We start from the raw sequence: 19,771 nt of genomic DNA, 5'->3' as shown, positions 1-19,771 counted from the left end.
ACCAGACATCCGAACGGGGTCCCCACTCATGGCCGAAGCCTTCGACCGGCAGACCGAGATCACGTCCTATCTCTCCCGGATGCGAGAGGCCCTGGCCAAGGTGTCCACCACCGACCTGACATGGCTGGCGGAGACCTTCGAGCAGGCGTACCTGGCGGGACGGACGCTGTTCGTCTGCGGCAACGGCGGCAGCGCCGCCACCGCCTCGCACCTCGCCGTCGACCTCTCCAAGAACACCCGGACAACCGGCCGGCCCCCGGTGCGCACCGTCTCCCTGGTCGACCACGTCCCCGCGCTGACCGCCTGGGCGAACGACTTCGGCTACGACCAGGTCTTCGCCGGCCAGCTGGCGGGCCTCGCCCAGCCCGGCGACCTGGTCGTCGGCATCAGCACCAGCGGCAACTCACCCAACGTGCTGGAGGCACTGCGCTACGGCCGCGCCCACGGCATGATCACCGTCGGCCTGCTCGGACCGGACGGGGGCCTCGCGCGCGAGCTGTGCGACGCCTACGTCCTCGCGCCCGCCGACTCCATCGAGGAACAGGAGGACATCCACATGTCCCTCGCCCACATCCTCACCCGGCACATGCGGGCCTTCGTCCACGCCTCCCACCCCGAACTGACCGGCGCGACAACGGCGCAGGTCCGGTGAGGCACTATCCTCAACCCCGGTCCCGACGCGGAGGGTTGAGGACTCGCAAGCCGCACTCCCGGGCCCCGTCGCGCACCCGGTGACCGCGGCCCCGCTCACCCCGCACGCCCAGTCCCCCCACGGCCCCCGCAATGGAGAAACCACATGTTCGCCCCGTACCGCAGATTGTTCTCCGCCAAGGGGAGCGTCGGCTTCACCACCACCGGCTTCCTGGCCCGCCTCGCCCTGTCCATGTCCGGCGTCGGCACCGTGGTGATGATCGCCGCCATGCGCCACTCCTACGCGCTGGCCGGCGCCGTGGGCGGCTCGTCCCTGGCCGCCACCCTGATCACGATCCCGCTCCTCGGCCGGCTCGTCGACCGCTACGGCCAGTCCCGTACGGCCATCCCCGCGGCCATATGGTCGGCGGCCATGTCGGCCGCCCTGGTCGTCTGCCTCGCCACGGACGCCCCGACCTGGACCCTGTTCGTCACCAACGTCCTGTCCGCCACCGCGCCGAACGTCGGCGGCATGGCCCGCGCCCGCTGGGCCGAGATCTACGGCAACGACGACGAACGCATGCACGTGGCCAACTCGTTCGAGCAGGTCCTGGACGAGATGTGCTTCGTCCTCGGGCCCATCGTCGTGGTGGCCCTCGCCACCGGCATCGCCCCCGTGGCGGGCCGGCTGGCGCCGCTGGCCCTGACCCTGGCCGGCACCGTCCTCTTCTCCCTCCAGCGCGGCACCGAGCCCCCGGTCCAGCCCGCCGACCCCTCGGCCGCCCGCTCCCCGCTCACCAACCGGGGCCTCCAGGTAATGATGCTCGTCTTCCTCTTCACCGGTTCCCTGTTCGGTTCTCTCGAAGTGGTCACGATCGCCTTCACCGACTCCCTGGGCCACAAGTCCTCGGCCGGTCTGGTGCTGGCCCTCCAGGCGGTCGGCTCCGCGCTCGCGGGCCTGCTCTTCGGCATGCTCACGCTGCGCGGCTCCAGCACCACCCGCTTCCTGACGGGCGTCGCGGGCATGGCGGTACTGATGCTCCCGCTGACCCTCGCGACCGGTCTGTGGTCGCTGATCCCGCTGATGTTCATCGCCGGCATGGCCACCTCGCCGACCATGATCACCGGCATGGGCCTGGTCCAGGAACTGATCCCCCGCTCCCAGATCAACGAGGGCATGACCCTGGCGGTGACCAGCCTCCTCGGCGGCTCCTCCCTCGGCAGCATGCTCGCGGGCTGGTCCGTGGAGCGGTTCGACGCCGGGAACAGCTACCTGCTCCCGGTCAGCGCCGCCGTCCTGGCCCTGCTGACCGCGGCCGCCGGCCTCGGCCGGCTCCGCAGGAGCGTGTCCGCCACGGAGGCACCCGCCCTGTCCGAGGAAGCGGCGGAAATCGGGCAGCAGGCCTGAGACGCGTTCTCGACGCTGCGGAGTCCCACGCCGTCCGTGCCCGAGGCGCCGACCGCCGATCTGCCGACCGCGGTGCCCACGGCCTTCCGGCCACGGTTCAGGACGCGCTGCTCGCCGGTCCGACCCCGGCGGTGGCGGACCGGCGCCGGCGGCGTGGGCTCGGGGAGGGCACGGCCGTGCTGGAGGACGTGGAAGGAGCTGTCCTTCGCCCGCGCGCTCGCCTTCTTCGCGACGGGCTTCTACGAGACCCTCGGCATCGCCGTGGTGACGGTCGGCCTGGGCAAGCCCGCGACCTGGGTGGGGCACGCCGGTCACCGTGATGAGCCTGACCGGGCTGGGGGCCGCCTGCTCGCGCCGGCGCTCGTCAAGCGCGCCGGACCCGGGCGGACCGCGGCCGTCGGGCTGGGGCTGTGCGCGGTCGCCGCCGGCTTCGTCGCCGTCCCGGACGGTGTCGTGGTGATCGCCGAGGACGAGACGGCCGCCGCGATCAGCGCGGAACCGCTCCCGCTGCTCGACCGCGGCCTGGTCCTGTTCGGGCACGGCATGGGCGCGGCCCCCGCCTTCGAGGTCGCGCTGCTGCCGGAGCAGAGGCACGGGCGAGGTCCGGACCTGGTCGTGGTCTCCGGGCGCGGCGGACCCGCACCGAGGAGCGCGACATGCCCGAGGACGACGACGAGTCGGTCGTCGAGTTCGCCAGGAACCTGGACAGCGCCGGCGCGGCCGCGTTCGACAACGAGGAGCTTCGCCCGCTGCCGCTCCCGGCGCTGCGCACGGACCTACGCGTGATCAGGAACCACGCGCCCCGGCCCGGTCGCACCCTCCGGAGCCCCCGCGATCTACGTCGGGGACCGCGACCCGGACGTCGCCGTCCCCGAGGCGCACGCCTGGTCGACCGCGTCGACCGGTGGGTCGAGCCCCAAGGTGTTCCCAGGGGGCCGTTCCCACCTGGCCGAATCCGAGGCGGTGGTGCCGGACGACCTGGTCGCGCGGCTGCGCGCCGCGAAGGCCCGCTGACCGGCCCCGGTGGTCAGGACGCCACGGTGATCTCCAGCAGAATGTGCTCCAGCGTCTCCGTCCCTTCCGGGAAGCTGTGCCGGCGCAGGGCCTTCAGACGACGGTCGTGCGAGGTGGCCAGGGCGGTCAGCCGGGCGAGGTCGCCGCGGTCGCTGAACTGGAGGAGGGCGGTGCCGCCGGGGGCGAGCCGCAGGGGGGCTTCGACCAGGTAGCGCTCGTGGGCGCGGTAGCCGGTGTCGATGTAGGCGCGCTCGTGGTCGCTGCGGTAGCGGTAGTCGTCCGGGGCGAGCACGAAGTTGGAGTGCCAGTAGACGCAGTCGAAGCGGTCGTCGGCGTCGAGGGCGGCGAACAGGTCGCTGTGCACGGCGGTCAGCCGGTCGCCGACGCCGTGGCGCCCCGCGTTGCGGCGGGTGTTCTCCACGGCACGCGCGTTGATGTCCGTGGCGACCACCCGGGCAGCGCCTCGGAGCGCGGCCATGACCGCGATGATCCCGGTGCCCGAGCCGACCTCCAGGAAGGAGCCGCCGGCCCGCAGCAGGGACGCGTGGGCGCCGGTCAGGCCCAGGACGTCCATCGCGGCCTCGGTCGTCGCGGAGAAGGGCGGGGCGAAGACGTCGGCGAGCAGATCCCATTCGAGGCCCGCCATCGTGAAGGTGTCCGGACGGTCCGGCCGGCTCGACGCCGCGCGGCTTCGTTCGAGGGATCTCTCGTAGCTCGTGCGTTCCGTCATCTGGCTTCCTTCCCCCGGCAGTGGTCCCGGATCATGACAGCACGGACGGGCGTGGCGTGGACGACACCGGGTCCGGCACCGAATGGTTTCGGCCGCGCGGGCGGTGCTGCGGGGGCGGGCCGATCCACTCGACCTCCCCGGGGTCCACGGCGAGCCGCAGGCCGGGGCTGCCACCCGGCGGGTATTCCATCCTGTCCGTGGGGCCGGTTCCGCGTCTGGGGCGGTCGGTTACGATGCGGCGCCTTGTTCCCCGGCCCGGTGTGCCCCCTATCGCGCAGGAAACCGGTCGGCCCGCCTATTCGGACGCATCAACTGCCGGCTCTGAATGTCAAGATATGCGTCACGTATTCAGCTGTTTCTCGGGCGGTAACGTTCTGGACAGTCGTCCACGTGTTCGCGTAGGCTCAATGCCGGTCAGGGACTGCTGTTCGATGTTCAATTGACTGCCGGAGCGTTTACCGAAACGGCGTGATTCATCACACACGCGACGGGGCGCACACGGAGACGGGGGATTGTTGACATGGAGAGTCGTAGTGGGCCGGTGAGCGTCATCGGGAGCGCCGGAAGAGTGTCTTTCAGTCGGGAAACGTGACCCCTGTCATCCCCTTTGTCGAGACTTGTCGGTGACTCCTTACCTAGATTTCACCCTTGGGTAGGGAGTTTACGGATGCATACCGCTTCCCACGAAGAAGCGCGCGTGCCGGGGAATCTGTAACTCAATTCTCGCGCCCGTGGACACGATTCATGACGGGACAAGGACAGGACTCCATGCTCTTGCATAAAGCGCTGCCCGAAACAGAACGGACCGAGGACGACGACACTTCCGCGCGCAAAGAGGTGAAGGTGGCGGTTCTGGCCAGCCGGGCACTGACGCGCGTCGCGCTGCGCACGGTCATCGCGCGGTCCCCGGGAGTGGAGATAGTCGCCGAGGCGACCACTCCCTTGCAGCTGCACCACGCCGTCGCCGCCCAACGCCCGCAGGCCCTGCTGCTCGACGACGCCGACCCGGCCTGGGACACCGCGGAGGTGCTGCGCGGTCTGCGGGAGAACGCGGGCCGGCGGCTCGGCGTGGTGATCCTCGCCGACGCCGGCGCGCTGGACGACGCGCTGACCTATCTGTGCGACGGCGCCGACGGAGTGGTGCTGAACGACGACGCGCCGGACGAGGTGGCGACGGCGGTCCGGGCGGTGGCGGCGGGACACGCCGTGGTGCCCCCGCCGCTCGCGCGCCGGCTCGTGGACCTCGTCGGTGTGCGCAGGCCCGCGAAGCGCGCGCAGGAGCAGCTGGCCGCGCTGACCGCGCGCGAGCAGGAGATCTTCGAACTGGTCATCAAGGGCATGTCGAACCAGGAGGTCGCGCAGACCCTCGTGCTCAGCGAGCGGACCATCAAGTTCCATGTCTCCAACCTGCTGCGCAAGCTCGGGGTGCGGAACCGCACGCAGGCCATCGTCTACGCGCGGGACCGCCGTCTGCTGCCGGGCCCTGCTCCCTGCGTCAATCCGTGAGGATGCGCAGTTCGGCCAGGGACCGCCGGCAGCGCTCGATGGCGTCCGTGGTGTCCTCGCCCCGGCTCGCCACATGACCGAGCCCGTCCCACTGCCCGTCGAAGGAACGGATCACGTCGCCCGGACCCACCCACAGGTCGACGCCCACCGTGTCCGGCTTGGCCAGGATCTCCTCCAGACCCAGGACCTCCCGTACCTTCCCGGGCTCGGACACGATGAGCCAACTGGCCGCGCCGCCACGGGGCTCAGGCCGCTCGGCGAGCGCCCGCGCGGTGCCGAGCGGCCAGCCGAAGGCCAGCTCCTGGAGGTCCACGCCGTAGACGGTCTCGATGAGGTCCCCGAGCAGCGCCCCGCCGACCCTGGACTGGGACTCGATGATCACCGGTCCCCCGGGGGTCAGCTTGAACTCGGTGTGCGAGGCGCCGTCGCGGTATCCCATCGCGTCCAGGAAGGCCGCCGTCACCCGCACCACGTCCGCCTCGACCGCCGGGCTCACCCGCGCCGGAACGGCGTGGCCCACGTGCACGTGGTTGCTCTCCTCCGTGATGGCCTCGGTCACGGTCGCGACCACGTGGTGCCCGGCGAAGCTGAACGCCTCGGCGCTGCACAGCGGCCCGTCGATGTACTCCTCCATGATGAACTCGCCGAGGTCGTAGACGTGCACGAGTGGATGGTCGGAGTCGCGCAGCCGGCCGATCTCCTGCCACGCCGCGGCCGTTCCGTCCTCCGTCTCCACCTTCAGCACGCCGAAACTCGCCGTGCCGCAGGTCGGCTTCACGATGAACGGGTAGCCGTGCGCGGCGCCGAAGTCGCGCAGGCTCCGCTCGTCCTCGACCAGCGCGGAGGCGACGATCCGGATCCCCGGCACCGCCGCCTCCACCAGGCGCAGGCGCATCAGGTTCTTGTCGGTGAACCGGTGCGCGACCTCGTAGCCGGTGCCGCCGAGGCCCAGCAGGTCGTTGATCCGGGCCGCGGGGTCGAGACCCGGCTCGGTCAGGGACACCACGGCGTCGAACGGCCGTGCCGCGTGCGCCTCCCGGGCGATGCGGCGCAGCGTCTCCTCGTCCGCGTAGTCGGCGTGGACGACCTCGACGCCGCGCCCGGCATCGGCGGGCCCGGTCTCGTCCGGCATCCGGACCCAGAGGATGTCGGCACCGCTGGCCCGTGCCTTGGACAGATGGGTGGCGGAACCGCCCACGAGGAGCAGGCGCTTGGCTGGCGTCATGGGATGTGTCGCTTTCTCACTGCGGATCGTGGCCGATCCGTGAACGGTCGGGTGCGGCGGCGGAGCCGGGCGGGTCGCCGCGTCGAGGCGACGCGCGAAGGGGGTGTTCAGGCGCGCGGCTCCCCGAAGAGATCGGGGAAGTAGTAGATGTCCGCGGTGACCGCGTCGAGCATCCGCCCGATGGGCCCTTCGCCGCGGCGGTCCAGCAGGTCGGCGTTGCGCCGCAGGGTGCGCGGGGAGAACGGCAGCGAGCCGGCGGACAGGTAACGGATCGCGCCCTCCCGGTCCCGCCCCGGAACGATCTCCGAGCGGGCGTGGCGGCTCGCGCTGAACGGGATGTCCAGCCTCCCCTCGGCGAACGCGTCCACGATCGCCGCCTTCAGGTCGCCGCCCCGGCCCAGCACCGGCGCCACCAGCTCGTCCACCTCGTCCAGGATCCAGGCGCGTTCGGCCGCGACCCGCCCCTCGTCCACCGTCACGAAGCCCAGCAACGGGGAGTTGGCCCGGTCGGCCAGCCGGATGCCCTCGGCGTTGGCCTCGGTGTCCGGGATGCCCGCGGCCTCCTGGTGGGTCTTGGAGATCACCTTCCAGGCCCCGCCGAGACGGGCCACGAGGGCGCCGTAGAGGATGAGGTCCTCCGCGTGACCGCGCTGCCGCGGGAAGACCCCCATGAACTCGTGCAGCACCGGGGGCACCAGGACGTCCGGGCCCAGGTACCTGGCCGCCAGCTCGGGGATCGCCCGCAGCGCGGCGACGTCCTGGATCACGTGCCCGCCCTGCGGATAGGCGACGGAGACGCAGCGGACGCCCGCCCGCACCGCGAGGACGGCCTCCAGGACGCTGACGGCCAGGCTGATGGACGGCGGGACCAGCACGGCGGTCAGGGTCCCGAACAGCTCCCGGTCGACCACCACCCCCAGCTCCGCCAGCTCCCCGCACCGGCGGTCGACCTCCTCCCACGCCGCCAGCGACGCCGCCAGCGGTACCGCCTTCGCATAGGGCAGGTTGTAGGAGATGCCGCCGCCCTCGAACGAGGTGATGCCGGAGGCCACGGCGGCCTCGAACAGCAGCCGCGCGTCGGGCGAGCCGTGCCGCACCTCCAGGGGCGCGGCCACCGCCTCGTTGAGCTCCCGGCCCCGCCGCCAGCCGTGGGTGACCAGCGGATAGCCGTTGAGGTCCGTCGGATCGTCCAGCAGCGCGCGCCGGGCCTGCCCGAACCGCAGCAGCCGGGTGTGCGAGTCGACGGTGAGGGTCAGGACGTCGGGCGCCGCCCGCGCCTCCAGCGTCGTCAGCAGCCGCTTCATCTCCTCGTGCCCGCCCACCCCGCAGCGCGGCTGGACGGCGACCCGCCCGGCCTCGTGCGCCTGCCGCAGCACCTGCGCCACGGTGGGTTTGCCGAGCCGCTCGACGTACGCCGCGGACTCCCGCAGCGAGGGCGGTGCGAGAGCACGGGGGAGGGTCCGCTTCACGCGGCACCCACACCGTTGTCCGCGGCACCCGCCGCGCGGGTCCGCTCCGCGCGCAGCTCGTCCAGGACGGCCGGCAGCAGCGAGGGGTCGGTGACGACGCGGTCCACGCCGAGCGCCAGGAGCCGCTCGGTCGCGGCCGCGTCCTTCGTGCTGCCCACCGACAGGTTGCCGCCGAGGACCACCGGGCACGGGAGGGCGCCCGACGCCCGTGCGGCGGGCAGCTCCCTGAGGTCCTCGTAGGCGTGCCCGTTCATGCTGCCGATGAGCACCGCCTCCGCCTCGGGATGCTCCCGGCACGCGGCGGCGAACTCCGCGACCGGGGTGCACGTCCCGAGGTTCACCACCTCGAAGCCCTGGGCCCGCAGGCCGTGCGCGATGAGGTGGTTGGCCACGGCGTGACTGTCACTCGCGGCCACGCCGAGGATGACCAGCCTGCGTCCGGATCCCGCGTCGGCGCGGTGTCTTCGGTGGGCCGGACCTGTCACGGCTGCTCCTTTCGAGGAGACGACTCGGGAGTCACGAGGGTTCGCTCCGACGGTGGTACGGCGGTGGGGCGCGAACCCCTCAGATGAGCCGGCCCGTGCAGGCGTCGTCCAGGTACGCCTGCTTGGCGGCCTCGTCCCGGGAGGACTGGAGGTAGCGGGACCAGCCGCGGCGCTCGTGCGAGGTGGCGTCCAGCTCCACGACCTCCTGGGTGGCGCGCAGGGTGCCCGGCGCGGCCTGGTAGGGGCCGTACCCCGACTCGTCACGGGCGAAGATCGCCTGGCACATCTCGTTCCTGTTGCGCCAGACGCACACGATCATGAAGTACTTGTCGCCGCACCGGTGGTTGAGTACGAAGCCCATCTCGTTGCGGAACTCCAGCCTCCCCGCGGCCACTTCGGCGCGCAGGAAGGCGCGCGCCTCCTCGGTGACCTCGGGCGTGGCCTCCTGCTCCGCCGTGCGGATGTCGTACCACTTCAGCAGCGCGCCCGGCAGGCCCAGGTGCTCGCCCGGGTGGATCCGCTTCTCGGTGTGCCGCCAGTCGGCGGGGTAGGCGGCCAGCTCGGCCAGGTTCACCACGGGCGTCGTCTCGACGGTCATCGTCTTGGCTCCTCGGAAAGGGACGGTGGGTGAGGAAAAGGGGTCAGTGGCCGCCGGCGGCCACCGGCGCCGCGTACAGGCCCGTGCGTTCCAGCTCGCGCAGCCGCCGGTAGTCGGCCTCGACCTGGGCGGCGTCCGGCGCGCTGAGGTACACGTAGCCGGGCGAACTGCTCAGGTCCACGGTGGGGCGGACGGGCGAGCCCTCCGGCGCGGCCAGGACCAGCTCCGTGAAGGACGGCAGGGCGCGCACCGGGGCCAGCCGAGCGGCGTCGGGGACGACACCGTCGACGTGGCTGATCAGCGACACATAACGCAGCGGGGTGCCGATCCGGTAGCGCGGCAGGGTGCCGTCGGCCGCCTCCCCCGGCCGGGCGATCACCCGGGCGAGCAGGTCGATCTGGTTGGTTCCCAGACAGCGGGAGACCACCTCGGGGGCGTGCGCGCCGCCGGGGCGGGCCGCGCACTCCACGAGCACCGGCCCGTCCGCGGTGAGCATCACCTCGGTGTGCGCCGCCCCGTTGCGGATCTCCAGCGCGTCCAGGACGGCCAGCGCGTAATCGGCCACCTGCCGCACGCCCGGGGCGTCGGCCGGTACGGGCTCCTCGTAGTCGTACATCGGGACGGTCCCGGCGATCAGCGACTTGTGATAGCGCCAGACCTCGACCACGTGGTGGACGCCGTCGCGGCTGACGGTGTTCACGAAGTACTCCTCGCCGTGCAGGTACTGCTGGGCGAGGACCGTCGTGTTGCGGCCGCCGTAGCGGTCGGTGGCCGCGCTGATGGCCGCGAAGGCCGCGTCCACCTGCTCGGCGGAGTGGCAGAAGTGGACCTGGTCGGTGCCCGCGCTGGCCCGCGGCTTGAGCACCACGGGCCACTCGCCCCGCTGCCGCACCCACGCGTGCAGCTCGTCCGGCGAGCCGGTCACGAGCGAGGCGGCGGTGGCCAGGCCCGCCGCCGCGACGGCCTGGGCCATCGCGTACTTGTCGCGGCGCGCGGCGGGCCGGGACATGCCGTTGCCCGGCGTGCCGAGCGCGGCCGACAGGGCGTCGGCCAGCAGCACCCCGGACTCGGTGCCCGCCACGACGAAGTCCACCCCGCGCCCGCGCAGCGCCGCGGCGGTGGCCGACACGTCACCGGTGTGGACGACGTCGTGCGATCCGGCCCCGTCCGCGTCCCCGGCGAAGCCGGCGTCCGGGGTGTCGGAGCGTACGACGACACAGCCGAGCCCCTGGCGGGCCAGCGCCCCGGGCAGATGGGAGCCGATGCCGTCGGCGTCGACGACGGCGACCGTGCGCTGTGCGCCCATCAGCGGCCCACGTGGGGAATGCCGTCGGCCGCGTCGGCCAGCAGCGCCTCGTCCGGGCGGTCGTCGGCCAGCGTGCCCGCGAAGTACCGCTCGTAGGCGGCGAGATCGAAGTGGCCGTGGCCGGACAGGCCGAACAGGATCGTCTTGGCCGTGCCCTCCTCGCGGCAGCGGAGGGCCTCGTCCACGGCGACCCGCACGGCGTGCGTGGACTCCGGGGCAGGCACGATGCCCTCGGTGCGCGCGAACTGGACGCCCGCCTCGAAGCACTCGGTCTGGGGCACCGCCCGCGCCTCCATCAGCCCGTCCTCCACACAGCGGCTGACCAGCGGGCCGATGCCGTGCGCGCGCAGTCCGCCGGCGTGCACGGCCGGGGGCACGAACCCGTGACCCAGGGTGTGCATCCGGAACAGCGGGCCGAGCCGGCCGGTGTCCGCGTAGTCGTAGGCGATGGTGCCCTGGGTGAGGGTCGGGCAGGCGGCCGGCTCCACGGCGATGACGCGCACCTCGCGGCCGCCGCGCAGCTGCTCGCCGAGGAACGGGAAGGAGAGCCCGGCCAGGTTGCTGCCGCCGCCGGAGCAGCCCACGACGATGTCGGGGTAGTCCTCGGCCAGCTCCATCTGCCGGATCGCCTCCTGCCCGATCACGGTCTGGTGCAGCAGGACGTGGTTGGCGGCGCTGCCGAGGACGTAGCCGAGGTCCGGGTCCTGCGCGAAGGCCTCCAGGGCCTCCGAGGTGGCGATGCCGAGGCTGCCCGTGCAGTCGGGGTCGTCGGCGAGGATCTTGCGGCCGATCTCGGTCTCCGTGCTGGGGCTGGCCGTGCACTGCGCGCCGTACGTCTCCATCAGGGCCCGGCGGTACGGCTTCTGCTCGAAGCTCACCTTGACCATGTAGACCTTGGCGGTCATCCCGAAGAAGGACGCGGCGAGGGCGGTGGCGCTGCCCCACTGACCGGCACCGGTCTCGGTGACCAGACCGGTCTTCCCGGCCAGCTTGTTGTAGTACGCCTGTGGGATCGCGGTGTTGGGCTTGTGGCTGCCGGTCGGCGCGCCGCCCTCGTACTTGTAGTAGATGCGGGCCGGAGTGCCCAGCGCGCGCTCCAGACGGCGGGCGCGGAACAGCGGGGAGGGCCGCCACAGCGCGTACAGCTCCCGGACCTCCTGCGGGATCTCGATCTCGCGCTCGGTGCTCAGCTCCTGCTGGATGAGCGGCTCCGGCATCGTGTGCGCCATCTCCGCGCGGGTCAGCGGCTGATGGGTGCGCGGGTTGAGCGCGGGCGCCAGCGGGGCCCCGGGCAGATCCGCGGCCAGGTTGTACCAGGTCGTCGGAGCATCGTTCTCGCCGAGCGAGAAGCGCGTCCTGTCCATGCTGAAGGTCCTTTTCAGAGCGCCCGGCCGGCCGCCTCGGCGGCCAGCGATCCGGGAGTGGTGGTGTGCGAGCCGGCGAACAGCCTGGGATGCGCCGCCCTGATCCCCTCGTAGACGAGGTCGTAGGGAACGTCGTCGAACTCGCCGTGGACGTGGAGGAACTCCATGTGCCGGCGGTTCTGCTCGTCGTAGGGGTGGTAGATGCTGTCGGCGCGCCCGTCGAACTCCAGCGGCTTGATGCCGTACAGCTTGCACAGCATCTTGTTGAACACCGGGGTGGCCTTGGTCCAGCGGCCGTCGAGCCGCACCACGGCCAGGCTGTGGAAGCGGAAGACGTCGCCGCCGACCAGTTCGCGCAGCCGCGGGGAGGCGAGGTGGTTGCGTACGTCGCCGTAGTAGAGCCGGCTGGGGACGCCCACCGCGCGCACGGCGGCCGCGTACAGGGCGGACTTGTGCACGCAGAAGCCGAAGCCGTGGGCGAGCACGCCGCTCGCGCTGAGCCCGGCGCGGGTCAGGTCGGCGCCGTAGACCTCGTACGGGATCGAGTCGCGGACCGCGTAGTAGAGCGCGACCGCGTTGCGCCGGGCGCGGTCGGCGTCGGGGTCGGCGCCCTCGCCGGTGAAGACGTCCCCGGCGGGCAGCACCTCGGCGACGAACGCGCGTACCGCCCGCGAGGTGTGGTCCAGGAACTCGGTCGGTGCCAGTGTCGTCTCCTGGCTCACTGTCATGTCTGCCCCTTCTTCCAGGTGGCGGTGAGGGGACGGTCGAGCCCCATGAGCACGGCGAGGCGCTCGCGCTGGATCTCCGAGGTGCCGGAGTAGATCGTGCCGCCCACGGCGTCCCGCAGCTCCTTCTCCAGGCCGTACTCGGTCGTGTAGCCGTAGCCGCCGAAGATCTGCACGGCGGCCAGCGCCGAGCGGACGTTGGCCTCGCTGACGATCAGCTTGGTGGTGGCGATGTCGGCGGCCACGTCCTCGCGGTCCTGGGCCCGGCGCGCGGTGTCGTGGAGCCACTTGCGGGCGGTCTCCACGTCGATGCGCAGGTCCACGAGCTTGTGCGAGACGGCCTGGTGGGAGCCGATGTGGACGCCGAACTGCGTTCGGCTGCGGGCGTGTTCGACGCAGCGCTCCAGCCGCCTGCGCATCTCGCCCGTGGTGACGGCGAAACCGCACAGGATCTCCCACTGCATGACGTGGTCGAAGACGAGGAACCCCGCGCCGACCCCGCCGATCACGTGGTCGCGGGGCACCCGGACGTCCTTGAGGAACACCTCCGCGAGCGGCGACGTGCGCAGGCCGAGCTTCCCGACCGGCTGTCCGACGGTCACGCCCGGGGTGTCCCGGCGCACCAGGAAGGCCGTGAGGCCGCCGATGTCGCCGGGCTCGCCGGTGCGGGCGTACACCACGATCAGGTCGGCGAGGGGTCCGTTGCTGACGAAGGCCTTGTTGCCGTTGAGCACGAAGACGTCACCGTCGCGGGTGGCGCTCGTGCGCATGTCGGTCATGTCCGACCCGCCGTCGGGCTCCGTGATGGCGTGCGCGCCGATCGTGGTGCCGGCGCAGACCCCCGGCAGGTAGCGGGACTTGAGGTGCGCCGAGCCGAAGCGGTGCAGCGGGACGCCGGTGCTCACCAGATGGGTGGTGGCGGAGAAGCTCAGCCCGGTGTCGTGGCAGCCGTACCCGAGTTCCTCCAGGACGGCGACCGTGGTGACCAGGTCCTCGCCGAGGCCGCCCCACTCCGTGGCGAACGGCAGCCCGAACAGGCCGACGTCGCACAGTCGTTTCCAGCCCTCCGCGTCGAACTCGCCGGCCCGGTCGCGTTCGATGTGGTGCTGCCCGGCGGACCGGGCCACGTCGCGGATCGTGCGCAGCAGTGCGCGCTGTTCGTCGCTCCGCGGCATCTCAGTAGTGGGAGAAGCCGTCGGCGCCGAGGTTGTGCCGCTCGTCGCCCCGCAGCGGCGGGTTGAAGACACTGATCAGCTCCATGTCCCCGTCCGGGTCGGCGATCAGGTGGTGGGCGTCGTGCTCGTCGAGCGCGTACAGCATGCCGGGCCGGATGTCCTGGCCCACGCTGCCGTCGGCGGTCTCCACCCGGCCGGAACCGGAGACGCAGTAGCACGCCTCCAGGTGACGGCGGTACTCCAGCTGCGACTTGGTGCCCGCCTTCACGATGGTGTGGCAGACGGTGAAACCCATCCGGTCGTGCTCCACGACCATGCGGTAGCTGAGGCCGTTGCCCCACTCGACCGGCTCGATCTCTCTCTTGTCGCGAATGAACATGTTGTCGCTGGCCCCCGTTCGTCCTCGGATCAGTTGGCTGGAAGGGATGACGTGCCGAGGGACCGGCGGTGCCGGCCGATCAGCTCCACGATCGCCGCCACCGAACGGAAGTCGTCCGGGGTGACGTCGAGTTCGTCGAAGGGAACGTCGTAGTGGTTGCCGAGCCAGGCGATGAGCCGCAGCAGCTGAAGGCTGGACACCACGCCGTTGCGCAGCAGGTCGTAGGAGTCCTCCAGCTCCTCGGAAGGAGTGCCGGGTAGGTACTCGTCCACGATGTGCCGGGTGATCTCTTGGTTCAGACTCATGTCACGTGCTCCTGGAGACGGCGACGGTCCACCTTTCCGGTCGGCCCCACGGGCAGCGGACCGGACAGGAGGTGGAAACGGCTGGGGATCGCCACCCGGTTGAGCCGGGCGGCGCAGAGGGTGCGCAGCTGGAGGCCGGTCACCTCCGGGCCGCTGGGGCGTACGAAGGCGTGCAGGGCCGCGCCCGCGTCCGGGTCGGGCAGGGCGACGACCGCCGCCTCGGCGACCTCGGGGCGGTCGGTGAGGACCCGCTCGACCTCCTCCACGTTGACGCGGACGCCGCGCACCTTGACCTGGAAGTCGGTCCGGCCGACCAGCCGCAGCCGCCCGTCCGCGCCACGCTCGACCAGGTCCCCGGTCCGGTACCAGGTACGGCCGTCCCGCTCCGGGAAGCGGTCGCGGGCCGCGGGCTCGGCGAGGTATCCGGGGGTCTGGAACGGCGTGGAGACGAGGAGTTCGCCGCTGCCGGGACCGCTGATCTCGCGCTCACCGTCGCGCACGGCGATCAGCGTGCCCTGGACCGGCTCTCCCAGCGGCAGCACGTCCTCGTCCGCCGCCTCGGCGGGACCGAAGCTGTGGATCATGCTGTCGTTGGTCTCGGTGCAGCCGTAGACGTTGTGCAGCCGGGCGCCCGGGAACAGCTCCGGCAGCCGCCGGCGCACCTGTCGGGGCACGTGGTCGCCGGTCAGCAGCACGTGCCGGACGCCGTCGCCGCGCAGGGGCGCGCCGGCCTCGGCGAGCAGCCGGAACAGCAGCGGCACGCCCTGGACGACGTGCGGCCGGCCGACGCGCACCCAGCGGGCCAGATACGTCGGCTCGGCGGCCCGCGCCGGGTCCACCAGGAGCACCCGGCCGCCGTGGCGCAGGGTGGCCCAGATGTCCAGCAGGCACAGATCGAAGTTGAGGGGCGCGTAGTTGAGCACCCGGCTGTCGCCGTCCAGGCCGAGGAAGGCGCCCGCCCACGCGGTGAAGGCGTCGAGCGCGCCGGCGGTCAGCGGGACGAGTTTGGGGACCCCGGTGGAGCCGGAGGTGGTGAGGACCAGGGCGGTCCCCTCGGGCAGCGCGGCGGCGGTCTCCGGTCCGTCCGGCGGGGTCGTCCAGGTCGGCCGGCCCCCGTCCACCGTGACCAGCGCCTGCGCCCCCACGCGCCCGACCAGGGTGGCGATGGTCTCCTCGCCGAGGTCGGGGGAGAGCAGCAGCAGCGGGCGGCCGGCCGACAGACAGGCCAGGATCAGGGCGATCGAGGCGGGCGTCTTCGCGGCCACGAGGGCCAGGGGGCGGTCCGCGCCGAAGGAGGCGTCGAGAACGCGCCCGGTGCGTTCGGCCAGCGCGGCCAGTTCCCCGTACCCGACGTCCGTGTCCTCGCCGGGCATTCCGGCCAGGGCCACCGCACCGGGGCGCAGCCGCGCGGTGGCGAGGATGTCGCTCGCGAGTGTTCCCGACACAGGTCCCCCGGTCCGTTGGAAAGCGATGCGGTGACGGTCGGATTCGGCCACCGGTCCGTCGCCGAGGAGTCTGCGTCCCCGGCCCGTGCCGCGTCTTCGGTCCGGCGGCGGGGTCGCACCTGTACTCCGGGTCGGGTCCCCGTCGGCGTGAGCTGGACCTGGATCGGAAGACGGCGCACCGGCGGGCGCGCAGACTGCGGACGGGGGTGTCGGCGTGAGCAAGATATTGCCGAGTGACCACCCTCATGGCCGGAGAATCTTCCGTGGCGGGCCCTTCGAATGCGTAACCTTGCTGCGCCGAACCGCTTTCGAAGGACGGAGAAATCCCATGCTCCCTATGGCCCTCGGGGCGCCCTTGGCGACGAGCGACCGCCGTGGACCGCTGCTCGTCGGCATCGTCAACATCACGGAGGACTCCTTCTCCGACGGCGGCCGCTACCTGGACGCCGAGGCGGCCGTGCGGCAGGCGCTGCGGCTGCGGGCGGAGGGGGCGGACATCATCGAACTCGGCCCCGCCGCGAGCAATCCGGACTCCGCCCGCGTGCCCGCCGAGCGGGAGTGCGCGCGCCTGGCGCCCGTCCTCGACCGTCTGGCCGACGAGAACATCCCGACCTCGGTCGACTCGTTCCTGCCCGAGACACAGGGCTTCGCCCTCTCCCGCGGGGTCTCCTACCTCAACGACATCCAGGGCTTCCCCCACCCGGAGACCTACGGCGAACTGGCGGCGGCGCGCTGCGGGCTCGTGGTCATGCACTCGGTGCAGCGCCTCGGACCCGCCACCCGGGTGCCGACGGACCCGGCCGAGGTCTGGGACGGCATACTCCGGTTCTTCGCCGAGCGCCTGGCCGCCCTGCGCGAGGCGGGGATCGACCGGGACCGGCTCGTCGTGGACCCGGGGCTCGGCTACTTCCTCGGCAGCAACCCCGAGACGTCCTTCGCGGTGCTCGGCGGAGTCCGGTCGCTGAAGGAGGAGTTCGGGCTACCGGTCATGATCTCGGCCTCGCGGAAGTCGTTCCTGCGGTCGGTGACCGGCCGCGCGATCGCCGAGAGCGGACCCGCGACCCTGGCCGCCGAGATCCACGCCGCGCTCGACGGCGCCGACTACATCCGCACCCACGACGTCGGCGCGCTGCACGACGCCCTGACCGTCCTGCGCGCGGTCACCGACCAGGCATCGGTGCTGTCCGCGCGATGAGCACCCAGGGACAGGCACGGATGACGCGCACGCTCCTCATCGACAACTACGACTCCTTCACGTACAACCTCCACCAGCTGCTGACGGAGGTGAACGGACACGAGCCGGTGGTCGTCCGCAACGACGCCGACTGGTCCACGCTCGACCCGCGGGACTTCGACAACGTCGTGATCTCCCCCGGACCGGGCCGGCCCGAGCGGCACCAGGACTTCGGCATCGCAGCCCGCGCGATCCAGGAGTGGGACCTGCCGGTCCTCGGGGTGTGCCTGGGCCACCAGGGCATCTGCCACCTGCTGGGGGCCGAGGTACGGCACGCGCCCGAGCCCCGGCACGGCCGCCTCTCCCAGGTCACGCACACGGGCCTCGACCTCTTCGCCGGACTTCCCTCGCCCTTCGGTGCGGTGCGCTACCACTCGCTCGCCGTCGGCGCGCTGCCCGAGGAACTGGAGGCGCTCGCCTGGTCCGAGGACGGCGTCCTGATGGGGGTCCGCCACCGCACCAGGCCGCTGTGGGGAGTGCAGTTCCACCCCGAGTCCGTCAGCACGGAGTACGGACACGAGCTGCTCGCCAACTTCCGTGATCTCACGCACGCGTGGCGCGACCGTACGGCCGGTCCGGCGGCGGACGCCGGCCCGCCGTACCGGCTGCACGTCCGCCGGCTGCCCTGGGCGCCCAACCCGGAGGCGGCCTACGCCGAACTCTTCGCCGCCGCCCCGCACGGCTTCTGGCTGGACAGCGGCAGCGCCCCGCGGCAGGGGCGGTTCTCCCTCATGGGCGACGGCGCGGGTCCGCTCGGCGAGTACGTCACCTACCGGGCGGCGGAACGGCTCGTCCGGGTGGAGCCGAGCGGGCGGCGGGTCCGCGGCACGTTCCTGGAGTACCTCGACGGTGAACTCGCCGCCCGCCGCGTCGAGGGCGGCACCGACCTGCCCTTCGGGTTCCGGCTCGGGTACGTCGGCTACCTCGGCTACGAACTCAAGGCGGACCTGGGCGCGTTCACCACGCACACCGCCGAGACGCCCGACGCGGCCCTGGTCTTCGCCGACCGGGCACTGGTGGTGGACCACGCCGAGCAGACGTGCTACCTGCTGCGACTGAGCCGGCACCGGGACGACGCGGAGGTCGCCGCGTGGTTCGAGACGGTCGGCGAGCGACTGCGCGAGCTGCCCCCCACGCCGGTGCTCCCCAGGGGAGCCGGGCCGGCGGACGCGCACCCGGCGCCGGTCGGGCTGCGCCACGGCAAGGACGCCTACCTCCGCATGGTCGGCGAGTGCCTGGAGGAGCTGCGCCAGGGGGAGTCCTACGAGATCTGCCTGTCGAACACCGCGGTCGCCGAGACCCGCATCGACGCGCTGACCACCTACTCCACGCTCAGACGCGTCAGCCCGGTCCCCTACGGGGCGCTGCTCGACTTCCCGGGCGTGGCCGTGCTCAGCGCCTCCCCGGAGCAGTTCCTGGCCGTCGCGCCCGACGGAGCGGTCACCTCGAAACCGATCAAGGGCACACGGCCGCGCGGCGCCACCGAGGCGGAGGACGCGCGGCTGCGGGACTCCCTGACCGGCAGCGAGAAGGACCGGGCCGAGAACCTGATGATCGTGGACCTCGTCCGCAACGACCTGGGCGTCGTCTGCCGGCCCGGCTCGGTCCACGTGCCGGTGCTGTGCGGGGTGGAGACCTTCCCCCAGGTCCACCATCTCGTCTCCACCGTCCGCGGCACCCTGCGCGAGGGCCGGTCGGCGGTCGACTGCGTACGGGCGGCCTTTCCCCCCGGCTCCATGACCGGCGCCCCCAAGCTGCGCACCATGGAGATCATCGACCGGCTCGAACAGGGCCCGCGCGGGGTCTACTCGGGCGCGATCGGCTGGTTCTCCCTCGGCGGCGGCTGCGAACTCAGCGTCGTCAACCGCACCATCGTGGCCACGCCGGAGACCGTCGGTTACGGCGTCGGCGGTGCGGTCGTCGCGCTGTCCGACCCGGCGGAGGAGTTCGCCGAGACGATGGTCAAGGCACGGGCGATGGCGACGGCGCTCGCCCTGAGCCGACCGCAACCGCGCCGCGTCCTCGTCCCCGTGTGCCGGAAATAGGCTGCGCGGCGAGCGGTTCGGCCGCGTACGCCCGGGGTGCGGGAAGCGGGAGGGCCGGCGAGCGGTGTCCCCGTACAGCGAACAGTGAAGGAGCCTCTCGGACGAAGGTCCAGCGGCCGACCGGGACACCGGTCCGCTGCGAGGCCGCGCCGGCCCGCGCACGGGCACGGCTCGGCATGCCGCCCGAGAAGGCCGCGGCGGTCATCTCCGCCGCGGCCAGGGCGGAGAGTGCCGACCCCGGGACATCGCGCTCCGCGCCCGGGGGAGCGCTGACACCGTCGCCGAGCTGATCGGGGCGTTCGCACGGGTCGTCGGCGAACCGGACGCGGACGCCGCGCCGTGCGTGCATCGCGGGGCGACCAGCCAGGACACCCTCGGCACCGCCGCGATGCCGGCGCGTGCGCCCTGCCGCCGACTCGGCGGGACCTGCGACGGGTACGACCCGCCCCGCACGGCCGGCGGGAGTGGGCGTGCGACGGACTCCGGGCGATCGAGGAGGCGGACGGGAGCCTCGCCCGGCTCGTGGGAGACGGGCTGACCGTCGTACTCCATGGCGTCGGTACCGCTCTGACCACCACCTTCGCCAGGGAGAACGGGCCGGCGGCCACCGGGGTCCGCCGGCACGGGATCGTTCGCCGAGATCGGGCGGACGCTGACCGACACGGTCCGGGCCCTGGACGAACTCGCCGCCGTGGTGGACGACTTCGGGTCGTCCGGGGCCGTCGCGA

General features: G+C 72.5%; 18 protein-coding genes. 6 read left to right on the top strand and 12 right to left on the bottom strand.

The annotated features are described in order from the left end of the window. The first annotated feature begins 28 nt into the window (after positions 1–28). The 3 genes from QSK45_RS19195 to QSK45_RS19185 all read left to right on the top strand — a co-directional run bounded on the left by QSK45_RS19195 (position 29) and on the right by QSK45_RS19185 (position 2,824). Entirely contained in the window at positions 29–652 is a 624-nt protein-coding gene (locus tag QSK45_RS19195; RefSeq protein WP_285558446.1) for a D-sedoheptulose-7-phosphate isomerase, read from the top strand. Positions 653–796: 144 nt separating this feature from the next. Beyond that, the gene (locus QSK45_RS19190; protein ID WP_285558444.1) at positions 797–2,038 is read left to right on the top strand and encodes an MFS transporter; all 1,242 of its coding nucleotides are present in this window, start codon (positions 797–799) and stop codon (positions 2,036–2,038) included. Positions 2,039–2,191: 153 nt separating this feature from the next. Further along, a complete protein-coding gene (locus tag QSK45_RS19185) occupies positions 2,192–2,824 on the top strand; it encodes a thioesterase domain-containing protein (RefSeq protein WP_285558442.1) in 633 nt (210 codons plus the stop codon). Between the two features lie 241 nt (positions 2,825–3,065). Here the strand turns inward: QSK45_RS19185 and QSK45_RS19180 are convergent, their stop codons facing one another. After that, complete coding sequence (locus QSK45_RS19180) at positions 3,066–3,782, bottom strand: methyltransferase domain-containing protein (RefSeq protein WP_285558440.1); 717 nt, start codon at positions 3,780–3,782, stop codon at positions 3,066–3,068. Positions 3,783–4,550: 768 nt separating this feature from the next. On the opposite strand from QSK45_RS19180, the gene QSK45_RS19175 reads away from it, so the two are divergent. Further along, a complete protein-coding gene (locus QSK45_RS19175) occupies positions 4,551–5,288 on the top strand; it encodes a LuxR C-terminal-related transcriptional regulator (protein ID WP_285558438.1) in 738 nt (245 codons plus the stop codon). Here the strand turns inward: QSK45_RS19175 and QSK45_RS19170 are convergent. The 11 genes from QSK45_RS19170 to QSK45_RS19120 all read right to left on the bottom strand — a co-directional run bounded on the left by QSK45_RS19170 (position 5,278) and on the right by QSK45_RS19120 (position 15,764). Further along, positions 5,278–6,513: an ATP-grasp domain-containing protein gene (locus QSK45_RS19170; protein ID WP_285558435.1), complete on the bottom strand. Its 1,236-nt coding sequence runs from the start codon at positions 6,511–6,513 to the stop codon at positions 5,278–5,280. The two genes, QSK45_RS19175 and QSK45_RS19170, sit on opposite strands and share 11 nt — an antisense overlap. A gap of 107 nt (positions 6,514–6,620) precedes the next feature. After that, on the bottom strand, positions 6,621–7,982 hold the full coding sequence (locus tag QSK45_RS19165) for a methylaspartate mutase (RefSeq protein ID WP_285558434.1): 1,362 nt from the start codon (positions 7,980–7,982) through the stop codon (positions 6,621–6,623). Continuing rightward, positions 7,979–8,467 carry a cobalamin-dependent protein gene (locus tag QSK45_RS19160; RefSeq protein WP_285558432.1) on the bottom strand — a complete coding sequence of 163 codons (489 nt, stop codon included), beginning with the start codon at positions 8,465–8,467 and terminating at the stop codon, positions 7,979–7,981. The genes QSK45_RS19165 and QSK45_RS19160 overlap by 4 nt, the downstream gene beginning before the upstream one ends. A gap of 79 nt (positions 8,468–8,546) precedes the next feature. Further along, on the bottom strand, positions 8,547–9,065 hold the full coding sequence (locus tag QSK45_RS19155) for a hypothetical protein (protein ID WP_285558430.1): 519 nt from the start codon (positions 9,063–9,065) through the stop codon (positions 8,547–8,549). Positions 9,066–9,108: 43 nt separating this feature from the next. Next, on the bottom strand, positions 9,109–10,371 hold the full coding sequence (locus tag QSK45_RS19150) for an ATP-grasp domain-containing protein (RefSeq protein ID WP_285558428.1): 1,263 nt from the start codon (positions 10,369–10,371) through the stop codon (positions 9,109–9,111). Beyond that, positions 10,371–11,735: a TrpB-like pyridoxal phosphate-dependent enzyme gene (locus QSK45_RS19145; RefSeq protein ID WP_285558425.1), complete on the bottom strand. Its 1,365-nt coding sequence runs from the start codon at positions 11,733–11,735 to the stop codon at positions 10,371–10,373. Before QSK45_RS19145 ends, QSK45_RS19150 begins: the two co-directional genes overlap by 1 nt. Before the next feature lie 14 nt (positions 11,736–11,749). After that, positions 11,750–12,463, bottom strand: a complete 714-nt coding sequence (locus QSK45_RS19140; RefSeq protein WP_285558423.1) for a transglutaminase-like domain-containing protein — start codon at positions 12,461–12,463, stop codon at positions 11,750–11,752. Continuing rightward, on the bottom strand, positions 12,460–13,635 hold the full coding sequence (locus QSK45_RS19135; protein ID WP_285558421.1) for an acyl-CoA dehydrogenase family protein: 1,176 nt from the start codon (positions 13,633–13,635) through the stop codon (positions 12,460–12,462). The genes QSK45_RS19140 and QSK45_RS19135 overlap by 4 nt, the downstream gene beginning before the upstream one ends. A 1-nt stretch (position 13,636) precedes the next feature. Then, on the bottom strand, positions 13,637–14,014 hold the full coding sequence (locus tag QSK45_RS19130; protein ID WP_285558419.1) for an ectoine synthase: 378 nt from the start codon (positions 14,012–14,014) through the stop codon (positions 13,637–13,639). 29 nt (positions 14,015–14,043) lie between these two features. Further along, entirely contained in the window at positions 14,044–14,319 is a 276-nt protein-coding gene (locus QSK45_RS19125) for an acyl carrier protein (protein WP_285558417.1), read from the bottom strand. Continuing rightward, positions 14,316–15,764: an AMP-binding protein gene (locus tag QSK45_RS19120; RefSeq protein WP_285558415.1), complete on the bottom strand. Its 1,449-nt coding sequence runs from the start codon at positions 15,762–15,764 to the stop codon at positions 14,316–14,318. The genes QSK45_RS19125 and QSK45_RS19120 overlap by 4 nt, the downstream gene beginning before the upstream one ends. Positions 15,765–16,101: 337 nt before the next feature. Here QSK45_RS19120 and folP point away from each other — a divergent pair, with 337 nt between their 5' ends. Further along, positions 16,102–16,959 carry a dihydropteroate synthase gene (gene folP / locus QSK45_RS19115; protein ID WP_285558873.1) on the top strand — a complete coding sequence of 286 codons (858 nt, stop codon included), beginning with the start codon at positions 16,102–16,104 and terminating at the stop codon, positions 16,957–16,959. Then, on the top strand, positions 16,956–19,043 hold the full coding sequence (gene pabB, locus QSK45_RS19110) for an aminodeoxychorismate synthase component I (RefSeq protein ID WP_285558413.1): 2,088 nt from the start codon (positions 16,956–16,958) through the stop codon (positions 19,041–19,043). Before folP ends, pabB begins: the two co-directional genes overlap by 4 nt. Positions 19,044–19,771: the final 728 nt, after the last annotated feature.

Source organism: Streptomyces hygroscopicus subsp. hygroscopicus (assembly GCF_030269125.1).
GTDB lineage: Bacteria > Actinomycetota > Actinomycetes > Streptomycetales > Streptomycetaceae > Streptomyces > Streptomyces hygroscopicus_C.
The sequence above is the reverse complement of the archived record's forward strand: the minus strand, read 5'-3'. Positions and strand labels throughout refer to the sequence as shown.

What these genes read in the sequence shown, in the direction of transcription:
- QSK45_RS19195 (WP_285558446.1), top strand. Translation starts at nt 29, where the DNA reads ATGGCCGAAGCCTTCGACCGGCAGACCGAGATCACGTCCTATCTCTCC.
- QSK45_RS19190 (WP_285558444.1), top strand. Translation starts at nt 797, where the DNA reads ATGTTCGCCCCGTACCGCAGATTGTTCTCCGCCAAGGGGAGCGTCGGC.
- QSK45_RS19180 (WP_285558440.1), bottom strand. Translation starts at nt 3,782, where the DNA reads ATGACGGAACGCACGAGCTACGAGAGATCCCTCGAACGAAGCCGCGCG.
- QSK45_RS19175 (WP_285558438.1), top strand. Translation starts at nt 4,551, where the DNA reads ATGCTCTTGCATAAAGCGCTGCCCGAAACAGAACGGACCGAGGACGAC.
- QSK45_RS19170 (WP_285558435.1), bottom strand. Translation starts at nt 6,513, where the DNA reads ATGACGCCAGCCAAGCGCCTGCTCCTCGTGGGCGGTTCCGCCACCCAT.
- QSK45_RS19155 (WP_285558430.1), bottom strand. Translation starts at nt 9,065, where the DNA reads ATGACCGTCGAGACGACGCCCGTGGTGAACCTGGCCGAGCTGGCCGCC.
- QSK45_RS19150 (WP_285558428.1), bottom strand. Translation starts at nt 10,371, where the DNA reads ATGGGCGCACAGCGCACGGTCGCCGTCGTCGACGCCGACGGCATCGGC.
- QSK45_RS19145 (WP_285558425.1), bottom strand. Translation starts at nt 11,735, where the DNA reads ATGGACAGGACGCGCTTCTCGCTCGGCGAGAACGATGCTCCGACGACC.
- QSK45_RS19140 (WP_285558423.1), bottom strand. Translation starts at nt 12,463, where the DNA reads ATGACAGTGAGCCAGGAGACGACACTGGCACCGACCGAGTTCCTGGAC.
- QSK45_RS19135 (WP_285558421.1), bottom strand. Translation starts at nt 13,635, where the DNA reads ATGCCGCGGAGCGACGAACAGCGCGCACTGCTGCGCACGATCCGCGAC.
- QSK45_RS19130 (WP_285558419.1), bottom strand. Translation starts at nt 14,014, where the DNA reads ATGTTCATTCGCGACAAGAGAGAGATCGAGCCGGTCGAGTGGGGCAAC.
- QSK45_RS19125 (WP_285558417.1), bottom strand. Translation starts at nt 14,319, where the DNA reads ATGAGTCTGAACCAAGAGATCACCCGGCACATCGTGGACGAGTACCTA.
- folP (WP_285558873.1), top strand. Translation starts at nt 16,102, where the DNA reads ATGGCCCTCGGGGCGCCCTTGGCGACGAGCGACCGCCGTGGACCGCTG.
- pabB (WP_285558413.1), top strand. Translation starts at nt 16,956, where the DNA reads ATGAGCACCCAGGGACAGGCACGGATGACGCGCACGCTCCTCATCGAC.